Consider the following 19,716-nt stretch of genomic DNA (forward strand, 5'->3'; position numbering starts at 1 on the left):
AACCAATGTTACGCCGCGCGGATCTTGCCGAGGAAGTCGCTGACCTGATGGCCGAGCTGGCGGCTCTGGCTCTCCAGCATCTCGGAGGCCTGCTTTACATTGTCGGCGGCTGCGGCGGCAGCGTCCGCATCGGCTTTGACGCCGGTGATGTTGTCCGAGACGTTCTTGGTGCCCTGCGCCGCGAATTGCGTGCTGCGTGTGATCTCCTGCGTCGCCGCGCCCTGCTCCTGCACGGCGGCGGCAATGGCGGTCGCCACTTCGTTCACTTCGCCGATGATGCCGCCGATGGTCTGGATCGCGTTGATGGCGTCGCCGGCGACCTTCTGGATGTCGGCGATCTGCTCGGAGATCTCCTCGGTCGCCTTGGCGGTCTGGCTTGCCAGCGACTTCACTTCGGAGGCGACCACGGCAAATCCGCGGCCGGCTTCGCCGGCGCGCGCCGCTTCGATGGTGGCGTTGAGCGCGAGCAAATTGGTCTGCGCCGCGATGGTGTTGATGAGGCCGACCACCTCGCCGATGCGCCCCGCCGATTGCGCCAGCCCCTGAACGGTGCTGTCGGTCTCGCGCGCCTGCGTGACGGCGCGGCTGGCGATGCCTGCGGCATGGGCGGCCTGCTGGCTGATGTCGTTGATTGAGGCCGAGAGCTCCTCGGCGGCGGCGGCGACGCTGTCGACGCTCATGGAGGCGTCGTTGGAGGCCTTGCCGGCGACCTGCACGCGGTCGTTGGTCTGGCGCGACACGGCAGAGAGGTCGCCCGAGGTCTTGCGCATCTCGCCGGAGGCTTCGCTCAATTCGCCCAGCGTCTTGCGCACCGCGCCCTCGAACTCGCCGACATAGGCCTCGACGGCGCGCTGGCGTGCGGCAGCGCCCGTATTGCGCTCGCGTTCCTGCTCTTCGATCTTGAGCTTGTCGGTGGCCTGCTGCTTGAAGGTCTCCAGCGCGCCAGCCAGTGAGCCGATCTCGTCCTGGCGATCGAGATAGCCGCTGTCGACGGCAAGGTCGCCGCCGGCGACCTTCAACATGGCGTCGCGGATGGTGTTCAGGGGATGGATCACGCGGCGGCTCACGAGCATGACAGCGCCGACGGCGAGGCCGATGGCGAGCGCCAGCAATCCGAGCTGCACGATCAGCGCGCGCTGCGCAGCGCCGCGCTGCTCCAGCGTATGGACCCTGGCGGCGTCGAGGGCGGCTTCCGCCACGGTGACAGCGCTGGAAAGGCGGCCGACCGTGAGCGGGCTCCATTGGTTGGCGGTCATCTCGGCCTTCTCGCCCTTGACCAGCGTGTCAGCGAGGCGGTCCCGCAAGGTCAGGTATTGCGGCTCGAAATAGGCAGTCTTGGCCGCGGCCATGGCGGAGACGAGCGCGGGCGGCAACTGCATGCCCGAGGCTGACAATTCCAGCGCCTTCCACGTCGCCGACGTGCCGCCGACATGCTGGGTGTAGTTGTTGCGGGCTTCCGGTGTGATCTTGCCGGCGGCAAGACCCGTCGAGACGACCAGCGAAGCTTCGCCCGCGGTGTTGCGGAGCAGCCAGGCGTTCTGCTTGATCGACAGCAATTGGTCGATCACGGGGTCCTGGTGATTGACGGTGGAGGCCAGGACGTTCGACAGCTTGTCGAGCGTTTCGAGCAGGCCGCCGGTCGTCTCCATATATTCCTTCGGCAGACCGGCACGACGCTGATCCCTGGGCTTGGCCATATCCGCCCAGAACTGTTTCTGCTCTTCGGTCAGCAGCTTGTGGAGGCGCGCGAGCTCCGGCACCAGCGTGGCCGATTGCGGGAAGTCCATGACCGGCAGCAGCTCCAGCGCGCGTGCCATTGCGGGCATCTCGGTGTCCCGGATCGCGCGCAGATATTTCTCGATCTCGGCATCCATCGGTTCGGCCGAGCTGAGGAGCCGTGTCGTGGTCGAGCGGTCGGTGCGCAGGCTGTGCATCGCCTTGAACAGATCGGCGGATGCGTCGGCGGTCTTCGAGATGCGGTTGGCGGTCTTGAGGCGATCCCAGGATTCATAGGCAGTGAGCGAGAGCGCGAGCACCACGCAGGCCGACGTGATCGCGATCACCGCCTTCAGCAGCGCGGATACGGTCAGACGATTCAGCATCGAAGTCCCCCAATTCCCATTGCAAAACTCAAAAAGACGCCCGGCAACATCGACAAACGGGGGCGCGGCAGATCGGCAATCGCATGCCGTTTGCGGCTCAGAGCGCAAACGGTCCTCCGATCTGAATGCAAAAGGGTAAAATTTTAGGCAGGCCGTCCGATCGTAGAAGTACGTATTTACTAGAAGTTGCAGTGGGTTGCCGCGATGGAACCGGTGCGGGAGACAGGCGTTAGGATGGTGGTCGCAATTTGCCTGAAGGGGGTCTCGCGATGCTGGTGGGCGTGCTCGTCACTTTTCTCGTCGTTATTCTCGTCCTTTATCTCATCAACATGCTGCCGATGGACGGCCGCGCCAAGCAGATCGCGCGCGTGGTCGTCATCATCATCGGCATCGTCTCGCTGCTGAAATATCTCGCGGTGTTCTAGCAAGGGATCATAGCCCGGATGAGCGAAGCGACATCCGGGCTGCCGCTCCTAGACAAAAAGCCCCGGCTTTCGCCGGGGCTTCGTTCGTGCCGCTTTAGTGCAGCGACTTCAGCCAGTCGTCGACATCCTGACGAACCTGGTCCTTGGCCTTGCCGTAACGTTCCTGAAGCCGGCCTTCGAGTTGCTCGCGGCGTCCCTCGATCAATTGGAGGTCGTCGTCGGTGAGCTTGCCCCATTTCTCCTTGGCCGATCCCTTGAACTGCTTCCAGTTTCCTTCGATCCGATTCCAGTCCATGACCATCTCCCAATGGTTGATGGCACGACAACGCGAGCGCCGCGCAGCCTGTTCCGCGCCGCGCCGCGACGTTTCGCCCAACAAAAAAGCCCCGGTTCGGCCCGGGCTTTTGACGTTTCTGTGACTTTCGCTCAGCCGTTCGCCTTGGCCTCGCGGCGGCGCGCGGTGAGGATGTATTCGGTGTAGCCGTTCGGCTGCTCGCGGCCTTTGAAGATGAGGTCGCAGGCGGCCTTGAAGGCGACGCCGTCGAAGGCGGGCGCCATCGGCTTGTAGATGGCGTCGCCGGCGTTCTGCTTGTCGACCACGACCGCCATGCGCTTGAGCGATTCCATCACCTGCGCCTCGGTGATCACGCCTTGGTGCAGCCAGTTGGCGAGATGCTGGCTGGAGATGCGCAAGGTGGCGCGGTCTTCCATCAGGCCGACGTCGTGGATGTCGGGCACCTTGGAACAGCCGACGCCCTGGTCGATCCAGCGCACGACATAGCCGAGGATGCCCTGGCAGTTGTTGTCGATCTCCTGCTTGACGTCGTCGGGCGCCCAGTTCGACTTCGACACCGGAATGGTGAGGATGTCCGAAAGCTTTGCGCGCGGTCCGCCTTTGGTGAGCTCTTCCTGGCGAGCGATCACGTTGACCTGGTGGTAGTGCAGCGCGTGCAGCGTCGCCGCGGTCGGCGAGGGCACCCAGGCGGTGGTGGCGCCGGCCTGCGGATGGCCAAGCTTCTGTTGAAGCATGTCCGCCATCTTGTCGGGGGCGGCCCACATGCCCTTGCCGATCTGGGCATGGCCGGGCAGGCCACAGGTCAGGCCCATGTCGACGTTCCAGTCCTCATAGGCCTTGATCCAGGCCTGCGCCTTCATCTCGTTCTTGCGGATCATCGGGCCCGCTTCCATCGAGGTGTGGATCTCGTCGCCGGTGCGGTCGAGGAAGCCGGTGTTGATGAACATGATGCGCTTGGAGGCGCGCTGGATGCAGGCCTTGAGATTGATGGTGGTGCGGCGCTCCTCGTCCATGATGCCGACCTTGAGCGTGTTCTCGGGCAGCGACAGCATCTTCTCGACGCGATCGAAGATCTCGCAGGTCAGCGACACCTCGTCCGGGCCGTGCATCTTCGGCTTGACGATATAGGCAGATCCGGTGCGGCTGTTCTTGACCTTCGAATTGCCCTTGAGGTCGTGGATGGCGAGCAGGCCGGAGACGGCGGCGTCCAGAAGGCCTTCCGGAATCTCCTCGCCCTTCTCGTCCAGCACCGCGTCGGTGAACATGTGGTGACCGCAATTGCGCATCAACAGCAGGCTGCGGCCGTGCAGCTTCACTTCGCCCTTGCCGTCCGGCGTCTTGTAGACGCGGTCTGCGTTGAGCGAACGCGTCAACGTCTTGCCGCCCTTCTCGAAATCGGCCGACAGCGTGCCGTTCATCAGGCCGAGCGTGTTGCGGTAGACCAGCACCTTGTCCTCGGCATCGACGGCTGCGACCGAGTCCTCCATGTCGAGGATGGTGGAAACCGCGGATTCCATGATCATGTCGGCGACGCCGGCCGGATCGTCCTTGCCGATCGCGCTGTTGCGGTCGATCTTGACCTCGACATGCAGGCCGTTGTTGGCGAGCAGCACGGCCGAGGGCGCAGCCGCATCGCCCTGGAAGCCCGCGAACTGCGCCGCGTTCTTCAGTGCGGTGGCGTTGCCGCTCTTCAGCTTCACTGCGAGCTGGCCCGCGACGACGCTGTAGGCGGTGACGTCGGTGTGGCTGCCGGTTGCGAGCGGCACGGCGGCATCGAGGAACGCCTTGGCCTTGGCGATCACCTTGTCGCCGCGCGCCTTGTTGTAGCCTTTGCCGCTCTCGGCAGCGTCATGCGGGATCGCGTCGGTGCCGTAGAAGGCGTCATAAAGCGAGCCCCAGCGTGCGTTCGCCGCGTTGAGTGCATAGCGCGCATTGGTGAGGGGCACGACGAGCTGCGGGCCGCAGATCTTGCCGATTTCCTCGTCGACATTGGCGGTCTCGACCTTCTGCGTCGCCGGCTCCGGAACGAGGTAGCCGATCTCCTTCAGGAAGGCGGTATAGGCGTTGAGGTCGAACGCCTTGCCCTTGTTGGCACGGTGCCAGTCGTCGATCTTGGCCTGCAACGTGTCACGCACCGCCAGCAGCGCACGGTTCTTCGGCCCCAGATCCCTGATGATGGCGGCAAGCCCGGCCCAGAACGCATCCGGCGCGATCCCCGTTTTCGGGGCCGCTTCCTTGGCGATGAAATCAAACAGGACGGGAGCGATCTTCAATCCGTGGGCGTCGACGCGTTTCATGATGGGCTTTCTTGTTGGAAATGGCTGTTTTTGGCTGCTTTTGACCCGACAGCAGCAAAATGCGCCCATAGGGGGGCGGCTTTCGGGGCCCTATTAGCCCCAAAACCAGGGCGGTGAGAAGACCCCCAAGGGTTTGTCAAAATGTCAAGAGGAGGTGGGGAGGCGCTCATCACTGTCATTCCCCGCGAAAGCGGGGAATCCAGTACGCCGCGGCTTCTCCGCATCCATCGCTGTCTCTGGAATACTGGGTCGCCCGGCCAAGCCGGGCGACGACAGCGGGGGCTAGGATAGCCTCAAATATTCGCGGCGAGGTCCACGGCCTCGTCGAACAGCACGCCCGTTGTCTTCAGCATCTGCTCGATCTCGTCTGCCGCCTCGGCGACTGTTCGGGTCGAGGTGTCGATGACGAGCTCGGCCGCTTGCGGCGTTTCGTAGTCGTTGCCGATGCCGGTGAACGACGCCAGCGCGCCGGCGCGGGCCTTCTTGTAGTGCCCCTTGGGATCGCGATCCTCGCAGACCTCCGCCGGCGTCGCGACATGGATCTCGCGGAACGCGGTGTCGGCGATGCGGCGCGCCGCGGCGCGGTCCTCGCGCGCGGGCGAGACCGCGGCGACGATGGCGATATGGCCGTTACGGGCGAGATGCGTTGCGACTTCGGCAAGGCGGCGGATGTTCTCGCTGCGATCAGCAGTGGAGAAGCCGAGATCGCTGTTGAGCCCGGCGCGCAGCGTGTCGCCGTCGAGCAGGATCGGCGAGCCGCCATTGGTGAACAGCCGCCGTTCCAGCGCCTTGGCGAGCGTCGACTTGCCCGAGGCCGGCAGGCCGGTGAGCCAGACCACGGCGCCATTGTGCTGATAGCGTGCGGAGCGCTCGTCGGGACGAAGTGCGGATTCCACCGGCACGATGTCGACGGGCAAGGCACGCTGGCCGGCATCGACCGACAGCACCAGACCACCACCGGCGATGCGTCCGGAGACTTCGATCACGAGACGGCCGGTGCGCGGATTCTCGGTGTAGGGATCGGTGGCGATCGGATTCGACAGCGAGATGTCGATCTCCCCGACATGGTTGCGTCCGATCGCCTTGTTCTCGCTGCTCGAGAGCTCGCCGGGATCGACCGCTTTCTCGATCGCCACGACGGTGGCGCGGCTTTCCTTCGGCCCGCAGCGAACCAGCAGCTGGTCGCCCTTGGCGAGCGGCTTGTCGTGCAGCCAGAAGATACGCGCACGCAGCCGGCGCGTCTCGCGCGGGGCGCTGCCGGCATGCGCGACGATGTCGCCGCGCTCGATGAACAATTCGCGGTCGAGCGTGATGCCGACCGAGCGGCCCGCGCCCTGCCGTCCCGCAACCGGCGTCGCCGGCCAGCTCTCGACCGTCTTGATCTTCGCGATCTTGCCGGCCGGCATGATCACGATCTCGTCGCCGGCAATGAGGCTGCCGGACTCGATACGGCCCGCCACGATGCGGCGGTCGTCGAACTTGTAGATCGCCTGCACCGGCAGCCGCAGTGCCAGCGCTTCCAGCGGCCGCGCCGGTTCGAGGGCGTCGAGCGCCTCGACAACCGTCGGTCCCTTGTACCAGGAGATACGGTCGGTGCGCATCGCAACACCGTCGCCGTCGCGTGCCGAGATCGGGATCACGGCCGTGGGCTTCACGCCGAGGCCGTTCAGATGTGCGGAGATCTCGTCGCTGATCTCCTTGAAACGCTCTGCGGAGAAGTCGACGCGGTCCATCTTGTTGACGACGATCGCGACCTGCTTCACGCCGAGCAGATGCAGGAGATAGCCGTGCCGCCGTGTCTGGTCGCGCACGCCTTCGAGCGCGTCGATGATCAGCACCGCGCCGTCGGCCTGGGAGGCGCCGGTGATCATGTTGCGCAGGAATTCGGCGTGGCCGGGCGCGTCGATCAGAACGATGTCACGCGAATTGGTGCGGAAGCGGATCTGCGTGGTGTCGATGGTGATGCCCTGGTCGCGCTCGGTCTGCAGCGCATCGAGCAGGAACGACCATTCGAACGGCATGCCGCGCCGCGCGCTGACGGCTTTGAGCATTTCGAGCTTGCCGTCGGGCAGGCTGCCGGTCTCGTGCAGGAGGCGGCCAACCAGCGTCGATTTGCCGTGGTCGACGTGGCCGACAATGACGATGCGGACCTGCGGACGGGTGGTGCCGTTCGGGGTGGCGGGCGAAGCCGGGGTGACGATCATGTTCATATCGCGCTCGCGTCCTGAGATCAGAGATAGCCGGCGACGCGCAGGCGCTCGAAGGCGTCCTCGGTCTCGTGGTCGAGTGCGCGGCCGGCGCGCTCCGGCACTTTGGTCTGCTCGAGCTCGATCAGGATCTCGTCGATGTTGGACGCGGTCGATGCGACCGGATTGGTGATGTCCTGATCCCCCAGCGAGCGATAGCGCTTGCCGTCCTTGGCGAGATACAGCGGGATGATCGGGATGTTCTCGCGCTTGGTGTAGGCCCAGATATCGGCCTCGGTCCAATGCAGGATCGGATGGATGCGCAGATGCGCGCCTTGCGGCGGCGATGCGTTGAAATGGTCCCAGAACTCCGGCGGCTGGTCGCGCACGTCCCAATTGCCTTCGAGCCCGCGCGGCGAGAACACACGCTCCTTGGCGCGCGTTGCCTCCTCGTCGCGGCGGATGCCGGCGATCAGGCCGTCAAAGCCGAATTTGCCGAGCGCCATCTTGAGGCCTTCGGTCTTGCGTGCCGCGGAGCGGGCGGCCGGCGGCAGCGTTGGATCGACGGCATCGATGGGCGGGCAGGGCTCGACGCGCAGATCGAGATCCCACTCTTTGCCGTAGTGATCTCGAAAGCGGTACATCTCCGGAAACTTCTTGCCGGTGTCGACATGCAGCGCCGGGAACGGCACGCGGCCGAAGAACGCCTTCCGCGCCAGCCAGATCATGACGTTGGAGTCCTTCCCGAGCGACCACAGCAGCGCGATCTTCTTCAGCCGGGCGAACGCCTCGCGGAAGATGTAGATGCTCTGTGCCTCGAGCTGGTCGAGATGGTCCATGCTGGGGGCAAGGTCAGCAGAAAATTCTTGCGTGCGTGCGCGCTCGGCCGGGGCCGCGCTGCTCAGTCCGCTCGCTGCGGAATCGTCCTTGAGAAGATGCATCTCTGCCACTTTGCGTTTGGAGGCGAAAATTCTATAGTTGCGGTGCGGAAGAGAAGAAAAAATTTTCTCTTTGCGCGCTCGAAACGACACATATATAGAAAATAATTCCAGTCAACCCCGGATGTGGGGGAAGCGAGTATCGCATGCGGTTCTTGCCGGTGTTTCTCGATCTCAAGGCCGGTCCGATGATCCTCATCGGCGCGGGTGAGCTTTTGCGTGCCAAGCTGCGCGTGCTCTCTGCCGCCGGTGCGCGCATCCGCGTGCATGCGATCGACGGCAATCATGAGCTGGGCCTGAACTCCGGGGATGCGGCGCGTATCGAGATCGCGTCGGGCGATCCGCTCACTGCCGATCTCTCGGGAGTCATCGCCGTCGTCTGCGCTGGTGCGGGTGATGTCGGCGTGGCGATGTCGGTTCGCGCCAAGGCGCTCGGCCTGCCCGTCAACGTCATGGACGATCTCGAACATTCCAGCTTCATCTTTCCGGCGATCGTCGATCGCGGCGATGTCGTGGTCGCGGTCGGTACCGGCGGCACTTCGCCCGTCGTGGCACGGCGCGTGCGGGAGAAGATCGAGGCGCTGCTACCGGCGCGCATCGGCGAGCTCGCCGAGTTCATCGGCGGCTTCCGCAAGTCCATCAACGAGCGCATCACCGAGTTTTCGCTGCGCCGCCGGTTCTGGGAGCGCGTCATCGACGGCCCGATCGGCGCCGCCGTGCTCGGCGGCCGTAGGAGCGAGGCGGATGCCGCGCTCAAGGCAATTGCCGATCCCTCCGAATTCGCGCGCGCCGACAAGCCGGAAGGCTCGGTCGCGCTGGTCGGCGCCGGTCCCGGCGATCCCGATCTTCTCACCATCAAGGCGCTGCGCGCATTGCAGGACGCGGACATCGTCTTCCATGACGAGCTGGTCTCGGGCGAAATTCTCGACCGCATCCGCCGCGACACCACGCGCGTTCCGGTCGGCCGCCGCGTCGGCAAGCCCGGCATCGGCCAGGACGCCATCAACAAGCGCATGATCGAAGCGGCGCAAGCCGGCCAGCGGGTGGTGCGGCTGAAGGGCGGCGATCCCTTCGTGTTCGGCCGCGGCGGCGAAGAGGTTGAAGCGCTGCGCGCGGCAGGTGTCGCCTATTCGATCATCCCGGGCATCACCGCGGGGCTCGGCGGCGCCGCCGATTTCGAGGTGCCGCTCACTTATCGTCATGAAGCGACCCGCATCACCTTCCTCACCGCGCACAAGGCGCGCGATGCGGAAGTCGTGGACTGGTCGACGCTGACCGACACCAAAATGACCGTCGTGGTCTACATGGGCATGACCGCCGCGCCCGCAGTGCGCGCCGGCCTGTTCGCCGCCGGCCGTTCGCCGGAGACGCCGGTCGGCGTGTTCGCGCGCGTGAGCCGTCCCGATGCGCAGGGCGCGATCGGCACGCTGCGCGATCTCCCCGAACTGGTGCGGCGGGTCAGCGGCGGTCCCGCCATTCTCATCATCGGCGAGGTGGTCCGGCATGCCGGTTCCCTTCGTCGCGAAACCCCAAAGCAAATCATCTCTGACCTATTGGATGCAGCCGAATGACCTCGCCGCTTGAACAGAAGAAGATCAAGATCGCCGGCCCCTCGATCGTGACCGCCAACCGGACCTGGGACGGCATCGTGGTTTATCGCACCGCCGCCAAGAGCTGGTCTGCGGACCTGTCGGAAGCTGCGATCGTGCGCAACTCCGACGAGGCCAAGGCGTTGCTTGCGGAGTCCGTCGCCGATGACGTCGGCGCGATCGGTCCCTATATCGCCCCGGTGCAGGTCGGCGCGGATGGCAAGATCGAACCCGGCAATCTGCGCGAACAGATCCGCCGCACCGGTGTGACCATCGGACAGTCGGCCCAGGTTTAAGGCGCTTTCTTATGTATGCTTACGACGAAATCGATCGCACGCTCGTCAACGAGCGCGTCTCGGAGTTCCGCGACCAGGTGAGACGGCGCCTCTCCGGCGAGCTTACCGAGGACGAGTTCAAGATTCTGCGCCTGCAGAACGGCGTCTATCTGCAACTGCACGCCTATATGTTCCGCGTCGCGATCCCCTATGGCACGCTGGCGACGAACCAGCTGCGGGCGCTCGCCCATGTCGCGCGCAAATATGACCGCGGCTATGGCCATTTCACCACGCGGCAGAACATCCAGTTCAACTGGATCAAGCTCGCCGAATTGCCGGACGCGCTGGAAGATCTCGCCAAGGTCGGCATCCATGCGATGCAGACCTCCGGCAACAACATGCGCAACGTCACCTCGGACCAGTGGGCCGGCGTCGCGCCGGGTGAGATCGAGGATCCCCGCATCTGGTCGGAGCTGATCCGCCAGCACACCACGCTGCATCCCGAATTCTCGTTCCTGCCGCGCAAGTTCAAGATCGCGATCACCGCGTCGGACCACGACCGCGCCGCGATCAAGATCCACGACATCGGCCTCCGCCTGATCAAGAACGAGAAGGGCGAGACCGGCTTCGAGGTGCTGGTCGGCGGCGGTCTCGGCCGCACGCCGTTCATCGCCAAGACCATCAAGCACTTCGTGCACGGCCGCGATATCCTGAGCTATATCGAGGCGATCCTGCGCGTCTACAATCAGTATGGCCGCCGCGACAACATCTACAAGGCGCGCATCAAGATCCTGGTCCATGAGCTCGGCATCGAGAAGTTCTCCCGCGAGGTCGAGGAGGAGTGGCAGCACATCCGCAACTCCTCGCTCCAGATCGACGACGAGGTGATCGAGGACATCCGTTCGCGCTTCTCCTATCCTCCTTACGAAAAGCTGCCGCACATGCCGGACGAGCTGCGGCAGGCGGCGGCCGATCCCGACTTCGAAGCGTGGCGCAAGAACTCGGTCTCTCCTCACAAGAACCAGGGCTATGCCATCGTCACGATTTCGCTGAAGCCGATCGGCGCGCCTCCGGGCGATGCCACGGCGGAGCAGATGGATGCGCTGGCCGATCTCGCCGACAGATATTCCTTCGGCGAAATCCGCGTCGGCCACGAGCAGAACCTGGCGCTGCCGCACGTCGCCAAGCGTGACCTGCCGGCGCTGTGGAAGGCGCTCGACAAGCTTGGCCTCGCGACGCCGAACGTCAACCTGATCACCGACATCATCGCCTGCCCGGGTCTCGACTATTGCTCGCTGGCGAATGCGCGCTCGATCCCGATCGCGCAGGAGCTGACGCGGCGCTTCGCCAACCACGAGCTCGCCAACCTGATCGGCCGGCTCCACATCAACATCTCCGGCTGCATCAACGCCTGCGGCCATCACCATGTCGGCCATATCGGCATTCTCGGCGTCGAGAAGAACGGCGAGGAGGTCTACCAGATCACCATTGGCGGCCGTGCCGACGAAAATGCTGCGCTCGGGAACCTGATCGGACCGGGCGTCAAGTTCGACGAGGTCGCCGACGTCGTCGAGGACATCGTGGAAGCCTATCTGGCGCTGCGCGAGCGGCCCGAAGAGCTGTTCATGGACACCGTGAAACGCCTCGGCGTCGAACCCTTCAAGGAGCGCGTTTATGCCACTCGTTAACGGCGGAAAGATCACGGGCGACAGTTTCGTCAAGCTGGCCGTCGACACGCCGCTGCCCGAGGGCGGCGACATCCTGGTGCCGGCCGAGCGCTTCATCGGCGAGGCCGACGCGCTGCTCAAGCGCGCCGGCAAGGTCGGCGTGATCTGGCCGAACAACCGCGACATCGCCGAACTGGTCCCCTATCTCGGCAAGATCGCCGTCGTCGCGCTGGTGTTCCCGACCTTCCGCGACGGCCGCGCCTACAGCCAGGCCCGCCTGCTGCGCGAGCGTTACAATTACCGCGGCGAATTGCGCGCCACCGGCCAGGTGCTGCGCGACCAGTTCGTGTTCATGCTGCGTGCCGGCTTCGATTCCTTCGACGTCAAGAAGCAGGCCGACGCGGAAGCCTTCATGCAGACCGCCAAGCGCTATTCGGTGTTCTACCAGCCGACCGGCGATGGCCGCATCACGGCCTTGCACCGGCGCATGCAGCTGCGCCATTCCGAGGGCGTCGGCACGTGAACGCGATCGCGCCTCAGGTTTCGCCGACGTCCGCCTCTGCGCTGCCGTCTGCGGACGAACTCGATCGCGCGTTGCGCGATGCCTCGCCCGCGGAGATCGTCGCCGCGGCGCTGAAGACGGTCGGGCGCGAAAAGCTTGCGCTGGTGTCGTCGTTCGGCACGGAATCGGCGACGCTGCTGAAGGTCATGGCGGACGTCGACCCCGCGATCCCCGTGGTCTTCCTCGATACCGGCTGGCTGTTCGAGGAGACGCTGGCCTATCGCGACACGTTGATCGCGACGCTTGGCCTGAAGGACGTCCGCTCGATCAAGCCGGCCGAAGAAACATTGTCGCGTGACGATCCCGATCGCGATCTCTGGTTCTCCGATCCCGACGCCTGCTGCCGCATTCGTAAAGTCGAGCCGCTGGCGCGGGCATTGAAGCCGTTCTCGGCCTGGCTCAACGGCCGCAAGCGCTTCCAGGGCAATGCGCGCGCCGATATTCCGGTGGTTGAAGACGATGGCGTGCGGTTGAAGTTCAACCCCTTCGCCAACGTCTCGCGCGAGGAACTGGAGGCCATCTTCGTCCGCGCCAAATTGCCGCGTCATCCACTCGCCGCCTCCGGTTTCCTGTCGGTTGGGTGTATGCCTTGCACGAGCAGAACGGCCGAGGGTGAGGATGAACGTGCCGGTCGCTGGCGCGGCCGGGCCAAGACAGAATGCGGCATCCACACGATGAAGACTTCGTAGCACAGCCACGCTGCCACGCTGCGAACAAGAAAATCCGGTTTCGTTGACTTAAGCGCGTTTCGCCGCGAGTTTCGCCTGCCTTCGCTGACACCGATGTCGTCGAAGTGAATGGAGATGGACATGATGCGCCGTATCGTTCCGCTCGCTGCAGGACTTCTCGCGACGGTTTTTGTGGCAAGCGCGGCTCTCGCTGCCGACATCAATCTGCTCAACGTGTCGTATGATCCGACGCGCGAGCTTTATGCCGAATTCAACAAGGCGTTCGTGAACGCCTATCAGAAGGAAACCGGCAAGAGCGTCGAGGTCAAGCAGTCGCATGGTGGTAGCGGTTCGCAGGCGCGCGCGGTGATCGACGGATTGCAGGCCGATGTGGTGACGCTCGCGCTCGCCTACGACATCGACGCGATCGCCGGCAAGGGCCTCACGGCGACGGACTGGCAGAAGCGGTTGCCGCAGAATGCGTCACCCTACACCTCCACCATCGTGTTCCTGGTGCGCAAGGGTAATCCCAAGGCGATCAAGGATTGGGACGATCTGATCAAGCCGGGCGTTGCCGTGATCACGCCGAACCCGAAGACGTCGGGCGGCGCGCGCTGGAATTATCTGGCGGCCTGGGGCTTTGCGCAGAAGAAATACGGCTCCGCCGACAAGGCCAAGGACTTCATCGGAAAGCTCTACCAGCAGGTGCCGGTGCTCGATACCGGCGCGCGCGGCGCCACCGTGACCTTCGTCGAGCGCGGCGTCGGCGACGTGCTGCTGGCCTGGGAGAATGAGGCGTTTCTCGCCCTGAAGGAATTCGGCCGCGAGAAATTCGAGATCGTGGCGCCGCCGCAATCCATCCTCGCCGAGCCGCCGGTCGCGATCGTCGACAAGGTTGCCGATAAAAAAGGCACCCGCAATGCCGCCGATGCCTACCTCCAGTACTGGTACACCAAGGAGGGGCAGGAGATCGCCGCGCGCAACTTCTACCGCCCGCGCGATGCCGACATTGCCAAAAAATACGAAAATGCCTTCGCAAAGGTCGAACTATTCACGATCGACGACGTTTTCGGTGGTTGGACCAAGGCGCAGAAGGAACATTTTGCCGACGGCGGCATCTTTGACCAGATCTATAAGAACTGATCTGGCGCTGTCTTAATGGGCTTTAGCAGGGGGCCTGGTGAGCGCACTCGCAGCACGACGCCGGACATTGCCGGGCTTCGGTCTCACCATGGGACTGACGCTTTCCTGGCTGTCGATCATCATCCTGATTCCGCTCGCCGGGCTGTTCCTGAAATCGCTCGAGCTCAGCCCCGAGCAATTCTGGAACATCCTCTCCAGCCGCCGCACCCTGAATGCCCTCAGGGTTTCCTTCGGCCTTGCGTTCGCGGCGGCCTGCGTCAACCTCGTCATGGGCAGCATCATCGTCTGGGCGCTGGTGCGCTACCGCTTCCCCGGCCGGCGGCTGTTCGACGCCATCGTCGACGTGCCCTTCGCGCTGCCGACGGCGGTCGCCGGCGTCGCGCTGACCGCGCTGTTCGCCGAGAAGGGCTGGCTCGGGGCACCGCTCGCGGCGCTCGGCATCAAGGTGGCCTTCACGCCGGTCGGCATCTTCGTCGCCATGATCTTCATCGGCATTCCCTTCGTGGTGCGCACGGTGCAGCCGGTGCTGCAGGATCTCGACCCCGAGATCGAGGAAGCCGCGGGAAGCCTGGGCGCCAGCCGCTGGCAGACCATCATCCGCGTGATCCTGCCTTCGCTGGCGCCGGCGCTGCTCACCGGACTCGCGCTCGCCTTTGCCCGCGCGGTCGGTGAATACGGCTCGGTGATCTTCATCGCCGGCAATCTGCCGAATGTCTCCGAGATCGCGCCGCTCTTGATCGTGATCCGGCTGTCCGAGTTCCGCTACGCCGACGCGACCGCCATCGCGGTGGTCATGCTCGTCGTCTCCTTCGTCATCATTTTCGCCGTCAACCGGCTCCAGCGCTGGGCGCGGAGCCGGATTCCGGCGCGCTGAGGAGGATCCGATGACGATGCAGATCGCAGACTCCGTGTCGCTCTCGGCTCCCGACGCCAAGGCACGTGCGAGGGCCCGGGCACATGCGGCGGCGGCGCAAGACAATCTCCGCACCGAGCCGCGCGCGGTGCGCATCATCATCATCGCGCTGGCGATCATCTTTCTTTCCGTCTTCGTCGTGCTGCCGCTGGTGGTGGTGTTCGCGCAGGCGTTCTCGAAGGGAATCCTCGCCTATCTCTCCGCGCTCGCCGAGCCGGAGGCGCTGGCTGCGATCAAGCTGACGTTGATCGTCGCAGCGATCTCGGTCGGCCTCAACCTTGTCTTCGGTCTCGTCGCCGCCTGGGCGATTGCAAAATTCGATTTCCCGGGCAAGACCTTCCTGGTCACGCTGATCGACCTGCCGTTTTCGGTGAGCCCGGTGATCTCCGGCCTTGTCTTCGTGCTGCTGTTCGGCGCACAGGGCTATTTCGGCAGCTGGCTTAGGGACCACGACATCCAGATCCTGTTCGCCGTGCCCGGCATCGCGCTCGCCACCACCTTCGTGACCTTCCCGTTCGTCGCGCGCGCGCTGATCCCCCTGATGCAGGAGCAGGGCACGCAGGAGGAGGAGGCTGCGGTTTCGCTCGGCGCCTCCGGCTTGCAGACCTTCTTCCGCGTCACGTTGCCCAACATCAAATGGGGCGTGCTCTACGGCGTCCTGCTCTGCAATGCGCGCGCGATGGGTGAGTTCGGCGCGGTCTCCGTCGTCTCCGGCCACATCCGCGGCGAGACCAACACGATGCCGCTGCTGGTCGAGATCCTCTACAACGAATACCAGTTCGTCGCCGCCTTCGCGATCGCCTCGCTGCTGGCGATGCTGGCGCTGATCACGCTGATCGCAAAGACGGTTCTCGAACGTCACCTCGACGAAGGACACGACGCCAGTGACCATTGAAGTCAAAAATCTCGTCAAGAAGTTCGGCAGTTTTGCCGCCCTCGACGGCGTCGACCTCAAGGTCGACAATGGAGAATTGCTGGCGCTGCTCGGTCCGTCAGGCTCCGGCAAGACCACCTTGCTCCGGATCATCGCAGGCCTCGACTGGCCTGATTCCGGCGAGGTCACCTTCAATGGCGAGGACGCGCTGGCGCAGGGCGCGCGCGAGCGGCATGTCGGTTTCGTATTCCAGCACTACGCGCTGTTCCGCCACATGACCGTGTTCGAGAACGTCGCCTTCGGCCTGCGCGTGCAGCCGCGTGCGGTCCGCAAGGACGAGGCCGCGATCCGTGCCCGGGTGAAAGAGCTGCTCGATCTCGTGCAGCTCGACTGGCTCGCCGATCGTTATCCGAGCCAGCTTTCCGGCGGCCAGCGCCAGCGCATTGCGCTCGCCCGCGCGCTCGCGATCGAGCCGCGAATCCTGCTGCTCGACGAGCCCTTCGGCGCGCTCGATGCCAAGGTGCGGAAAGAGCTGCGCCGATGGTTGCGCTCGCTGCATCATGAGATCAACGTCACCTCGATCTTCGTCACCCACGACCAGGAGGAAGCGCTCGAAGTCGCCAACCGCGTCGTCGTCATGGACAAGGGCAGGATCGAGCAGATCGGTTCGCCCGATGACGTCTATGAAAGCCCGGCAAGCGCGTTCGTCCACGGCTTCATCGGTGAATCCATCGAGCTGCCGGTCCAGGTCGAAGCTGGGGTGATCCGGCTCGGCGACCGGCCGCTTCGGCTCGCGGCGGACGGGCTTGCGCCTGGCGCGTCAAAACTGTTCGTGCGGCGACACGACATGCTGGTCGGGCCCCCCGGCAGCGGCGCCTTCGAGGGCGCGGTCCAGCACGTCCGCAATTTCGGTCCGGTGCAGCGCGCCGAGGTCGCATTGTCCGGCGGCGAAACCATCGAGATCGACGCCCCCCGCGACAAGGAACTGCGCGCCGGGGACACCATCGGCCTCGAGCCGCGCCGTTACCGGATATTTGCGGGGTAGAAATTCCCGTCATTCCGGGATGGTCCGAAGGACCAGACCTCAGGTGCGCAATTGCGCACCATAGTTTAGTGCCGCGCACTGCCCCGGAATGACACCGAGCAGATTTTCATCAAAATTCACCTTTCAGCCACGGTTGGTATGCAACAACGGCCCCTCATTCGGGGGCTCCTACATGCGCGCTGCGGCCGCAATTCTCATCACTTTGCTGCTTGCCGGCTGTGCCGGCAACGAGGCACCGGTCCAGCAGCCGTCCATGTACGCCGACATGGCGGTCCCGGGCTCCAAGCTCGATGCGCAGGCGGCCGCGATCATGATCTCGCAATATCGCCAGAACAACGCGCTCGGCACCGTTGTCATCGATCCCGATCTGATGCGGCTCGCCGAATCCCAGTCCCAGGCCATGGCCGCCGCCAACAAGATGGATCACGACGTCCGCGCGCCGCTGGCCAAGCGCCTTGCCACCGGCGGCTATCCCGCCACCGTTGCCGTCGAGAACGTCTCGGCCGGCTATCATACGCTGGCGGAAGCGTTTTCCGGCTGGCGCGACTCGCCACCCCACCGCGCCAACATGCTCAAGGGCGGTGTCACAAAACTGGGCATCGCGGCAAGCTATGCTCCCGGCACCAAATACAAGGTGTTCTGGACCATGATCCTGGCCTCGACCGAGCCCCGATAAGCCAGACTTGATCCCGGGATGCATTGACGCCGCGGCAGAGGGTCGCCACGGTGGCTGGCCTTTTGCTATTGTTCATCCATGACCGATCATAGACCGGAATCCGCCAGCATCCCCGCGAATGCGCAGCGCGTCCTTGTCCTTCAGGGCGGCGGCGCGCTTGGCTCCTATCAGGCCGGCGCCTATCAGGCGCTGTGCGGCCACGGTTTCGAGCCGGAATGGGTCGCCGGCATCTCGATCGGTGCGGTCAACGCCGCCATCATCGCCGGCAACGAGGGCCCGACGCGCGTCAAGCGGCTCAAGGAATTCTGGGAGATGGTCTCCGCGCCGGTGCCGTGGAAACCGATCGGCAAGAGCGACCACAGCCGCGAGTTGTTCAATTCGACCAGTGCCGCGCTGATCGCGACCTTTGGCGTGCCGGGTTTCTTCACGCCGCGGATTCCACCGGCGCCGCTCTGGCCGCCCGGCAGCCCGCAGGCCGAGAGCTATTACGACACCGCGCCGCTGAAGAAGACGCTGGAGCGTCTGGTCGATTTCGACCGCATCAACGATTTGAAGACGCGCCTGTCGGTCGGCGCGGTCGGCGTCACCTCGGGCAACTTCAAATATTTCGACAATTACCAGTTCAGGAAGCTCGGCAAGACCATCGGCCCCGAGCACATCATGGCCTCCGGTGCGCTGCCGCCCGGCTTTCCCTCCGTGATGATCGAGGGCGAGCATTATTGGGACGGCGGCATCGCCTCCAACACGCCGCTCGACTACGTGCTCGATGCCGAGGTCGATCGCGACATGCTGATCTTCCAGGTCGACCTGTTTTCCGCGCGCGGCGATCTGCCGACCTCGCTGCTGGAGGCCGCCGAGCGCGAGAAGGACATCCGCTATTCCAGCCGCACGCGGATGAACACCGACAAGAACAAGCAGATCCACAACGCCCGCAGGGCCGTGCGCGACCTGATCGGCAAATTGCCAGATTATCTCAAGAACGATCCTTCCGTCGAATTTCTGGCGAAGGTGTCGCGCGAAAGTACCGTCACCGTCGTGCATCTGATCTACCGCAGCAAGAACTACGAATCCTCATCCAAGGATTACGACTTCTCGCACGTCGCCATGGTCGAGCATTGGGAGGCCGGCGTGCGCGACGTGCATCTGTCGATGCGCCACAAGGACTGGCTCGAGCGGCCGCAGTCCGGCGAGACCATGGTGACCTACGATCTCACGGGGGACGTGTCCGCGCCCCCGGCAAAAAGGAGCGAATGATTATGGGTAGTCTGTCAGGCAAGAATGCCGTCGTGACCGGATCCACCAGCGGCATCGGGCTCGCCTACGCACGTGCCTTCGCCGCCGCCGGCGCCAATGTCGTCATCAACGGCTTCGGCTCGCCGGAGGATATCGAGAAGGAGCGCGCCAAGATCGAACAGGACTTCAAGGTGAAGGCAATCTATTCGCCCGCCGACATGACCAAGCCGGCCGAGATCGCCGGCATGATCGCACTCGGCGAGAAGACTTTTGGTTCTGTCGACATCCTCGTCAACAATGCCGGCATTCAGTTCGTCTCGCCGATCGAGGAGTTCCCGCTCGAGAAGTGGGACCAGATCATCGCCATCAACCTGTCCTCGGCCTTTCATGCCATCCGCGCAGCGGTGCCAGGCATGAAGAAGAAGGGCTGGGGTCGCATCATCAACACGGCCTCCGCGCATTCCCTGGTCGCCTCGCCTTTCAAGTCGGCCTACGTCTCGGCCAAGCACGGCATCGCCGGTCTCACCAAGACCGTGGCGCTGGAGGTCGCGACCCACAAGATCACCTGCAACTGCATCAGCCCCGGCTACGTCTGGACCCCGCTGGTGGAGCGGCAGATCCCCGACACGATGAAGGCACGCAATCTCACGCGCGAGCAGGTCATCAACGACGTCCTGCTCGATGCGCAGCCGACCAAGGAGTTCGTGACGTCCGAGCAGGTCGCGGCACTGGCGCTGTTCCTGTGCGGCGATGATGCCGCCCAGATCACCGGCACCAATCTCTCGATCGACGGCGGCTGGACGGCGGAGTAGGGGTCTTCGGAACGAG

18 protein-coding genes are annotated in these 19,716 nt (G+C 64.5%); 13 read left to right on the top strand and 5 right to left on the bottom strand.

Going from position 1 to position 19,716, the window contains the following annotated elements; translation table 11 throughout:
• Nucleotides 1–8: 8 nt before the first annotated feature.
• The gene (locus GGD67_RS30755; protein ID WP_179738090.1) at nt 9–2,102 is read right to left on the bottom strand and encodes a methyl-accepting chemotaxis protein; all 2,094 of its coding nucleotides are present in this window, start codon (nt 2,100–2,102) and stop codon (nt 9–11) included.
• Nucleotides 2,103–2,371: 269 nt separating this feature from the next.
• Here GGD67_RS30755 and GGD67_RS30760 point away from each other — a divergent pair, with 269 nt between their 5' ends.
• Nucleotides 2,372–2,527 (top strand): Thivi_2564 family membrane protein, encoded by a 156-nt coding sequence (locus GGD67_RS30760; protein WP_007599832.1) that lies wholly within the window; start codon nt 2,372–2,374, stop codon nt 2,525–2,527.
• A gap of 94 nt (nt 2,528–2,621) precedes the next feature.
• Here the strand turns inward: GGD67_RS30760 and GGD67_RS30765 are convergent, their stop codons facing one another.
• From GGD67_RS30765 to cysD, 4 genes are all read right to left on the bottom strand, one after another.
• Nucleotides 2,622–2,822, bottom strand: coding sequence for a CsbD family protein (locus GGD67_RS30765; protein WP_008546815.1), 201 nt, complete (start codon nt 2,820–2,822; stop codon nt 2,622–2,624).
• A 131-nt stretch (nt 2,823–2,953) separates the two neighbouring features.
• Nucleotides 2,954–5,119, bottom strand: a complete 2,166-nt coding sequence (locus GGD67_RS30770; RefSeq protein WP_179738091.1) for a malate synthase G — start codon at nt 5,117–5,119, stop codon at nt 2,954–2,956.
• Nucleotides 5,120–5,412: 293 nt separating this feature from the next.
• Nucleotides 5,413–7,329 carry an adenylyl-sulfate kinase gene (gene cysC, locus GGD67_RS30775; protein ID WP_179738093.1) on the bottom strand — a complete coding sequence of 639 codons (1,917 nt, stop codon included), beginning with the start codon at nt 7,327–7,329 and terminating at the stop codon, nt 5,413–5,415.
• 20 nt (nt 7,330–7,349) lie between these two features.
• Nucleotides 7,350–8,144 carry a sulfate adenylyltransferase subunit CysD gene (gene cysD, locus GGD67_RS30780; protein ID WP_026202064.1) on the bottom strand — a complete coding sequence of 265 codons (795 nt, stop codon included), beginning with the start codon at nt 8,142–8,144 and terminating at the stop codon, nt 7,350–7,352.
• A gap of 245 nt (nt 8,145–8,389) precedes the next feature.
• On the opposite strand from cysD, the gene cysG reads away from it, so the two are divergent.
• The 12 genes from cysG (at nt 8,390) to GGD67_RS30840 (ending at nt 19,700) form a co-directional block, all read left to right on the top strand.
• Entirely contained in the window at nt 8,390–9,814 is a 1,425-nt protein-coding gene (cysG, locus tag GGD67_RS30785) for a siroheme synthase CysG (RefSeq protein ID WP_179738095.1), read from the top strand.
• Nucleotides 9,811–10,128: a DUF2849 domain-containing protein gene (locus tag GGD67_RS30790; protein WP_018318747.1), complete on the top strand. Its 318-nt coding sequence runs from the start codon at nt 9,811–9,813 to the stop codon at nt 10,126–10,128. Before cysG ends, GGD67_RS30790 begins: the two co-directional genes overlap by 4 nt.
• A gap of 11 nt (nt 10,129–10,139) precedes the next feature.
• A complete protein-coding gene (locus GGD67_RS30795; protein WP_179738097.1) occupies nt 10,140–11,795 on the top strand; it encodes a nitrite/sulfite reductase in 1,656 nt (551 codons plus the stop codon).
• Nucleotides 11,782–12,297, top strand: a complete 516-nt coding sequence (locus tag GGD67_RS30800) for a DUF934 domain-containing protein (RefSeq protein WP_179738099.1) — start codon at nt 11,782–11,784, stop codon at nt 12,295–12,297. The genes GGD67_RS30795 and GGD67_RS30800 overlap by 14 nt, the downstream gene beginning before the upstream one ends.
• Nucleotides 12,294–13,025 (top strand): phosphoadenylyl-sulfate reductase, encoded by a 732-nt coding sequence (locus GGD67_RS30805; protein ID WP_092254429.1) that lies wholly within the window; start codon nt 12,294–12,296, stop codon nt 13,023–13,025. The genes GGD67_RS30800 and GGD67_RS30805 overlap by 4 nt, the downstream gene beginning before the upstream one ends.
• A gap of 120 nt (nt 13,026–13,145) precedes the next feature.
• Nucleotides 13,146–14,147 carry a sulfate ABC transporter substrate-binding protein gene (locus tag GGD67_RS30810; RefSeq protein ID WP_179738102.1) on the top strand — a complete coding sequence of 334 codons (1,002 nt, stop codon included), beginning with the start codon at nt 13,146–13,148 and terminating at the stop codon, nt 14,145–14,147.
• Between the two features lie 88 nt (nt 14,148–14,235).
• Nucleotides 14,236–15,021 (top strand): sulfate ABC transporter permease subunit CysT, encoded by a 786-nt coding sequence (cysT, locus tag GGD67_RS30815; protein WP_038950061.1) that lies wholly within the window; start codon nt 14,236–14,238, stop codon nt 15,019–15,021.
• A gap of 10 nt (nt 15,022–15,031) precedes the next feature.
• Complete coding sequence (gene cysW, locus GGD67_RS30820) at nt 15,032–15,955, top strand: sulfate ABC transporter permease subunit CysW (RefSeq protein WP_179738104.1); 924 nt, start codon at nt 15,032–15,034, stop codon at nt 15,953–15,955.
• Complete coding sequence (locus GGD67_RS30825) at nt 15,945–16,979, top strand: sulfate/molybdate ABC transporter ATP-binding protein (RefSeq protein WP_179738107.1); 1,035 nt, start codon at nt 15,945–15,947, stop codon at nt 16,977–16,979. Before cysW ends, GGD67_RS30825 begins: the two co-directional genes overlap by 11 nt.
• A gap of 172 nt (nt 16,980–17,151) precedes the next feature.
• A complete protein-coding gene (locus tag GGD67_RS30830; RefSeq protein WP_018318739.1) occupies nt 17,152–17,655 on the top strand; it encodes a CAP domain-containing protein in 504 nt (167 codons plus the stop codon).
• Nucleotides 17,656–17,733: 78 nt separating this feature from the next.
• The gene (locus GGD67_RS30835) at nt 17,734–18,909 is read left to right on the top strand and encodes a patatin-like phospholipase family protein (RefSeq protein WP_179738109.1); all 1,176 of its coding nucleotides are present in this window, start codon (nt 17,734–17,736) and stop codon (nt 18,907–18,909) included.
• A gap of 2 nt (nt 18,910–18,911) precedes the next feature.
• On the top strand, nt 18,912–19,700 hold the full coding sequence (locus tag GGD67_RS30840) for a 3-hydroxybutyrate dehydrogenase (protein WP_018318737.1): 789 nt from the start codon (nt 18,912–18,914) through the stop codon (nt 19,698–19,700).
• Nucleotides 19,701–19,716 lie beyond the last annotated feature (16 nt).

The sequence above is a fragment of the Bradyrhizobium sp. IAR9 genome, from assembly GCF_013408065.1.
In the GTDB taxonomy this organism is placed as follows: Bacteria; Pseudomonadota; Alphaproteobacteria; order Rhizobiales; family Xanthobacteraceae; genus Bradyrhizobium.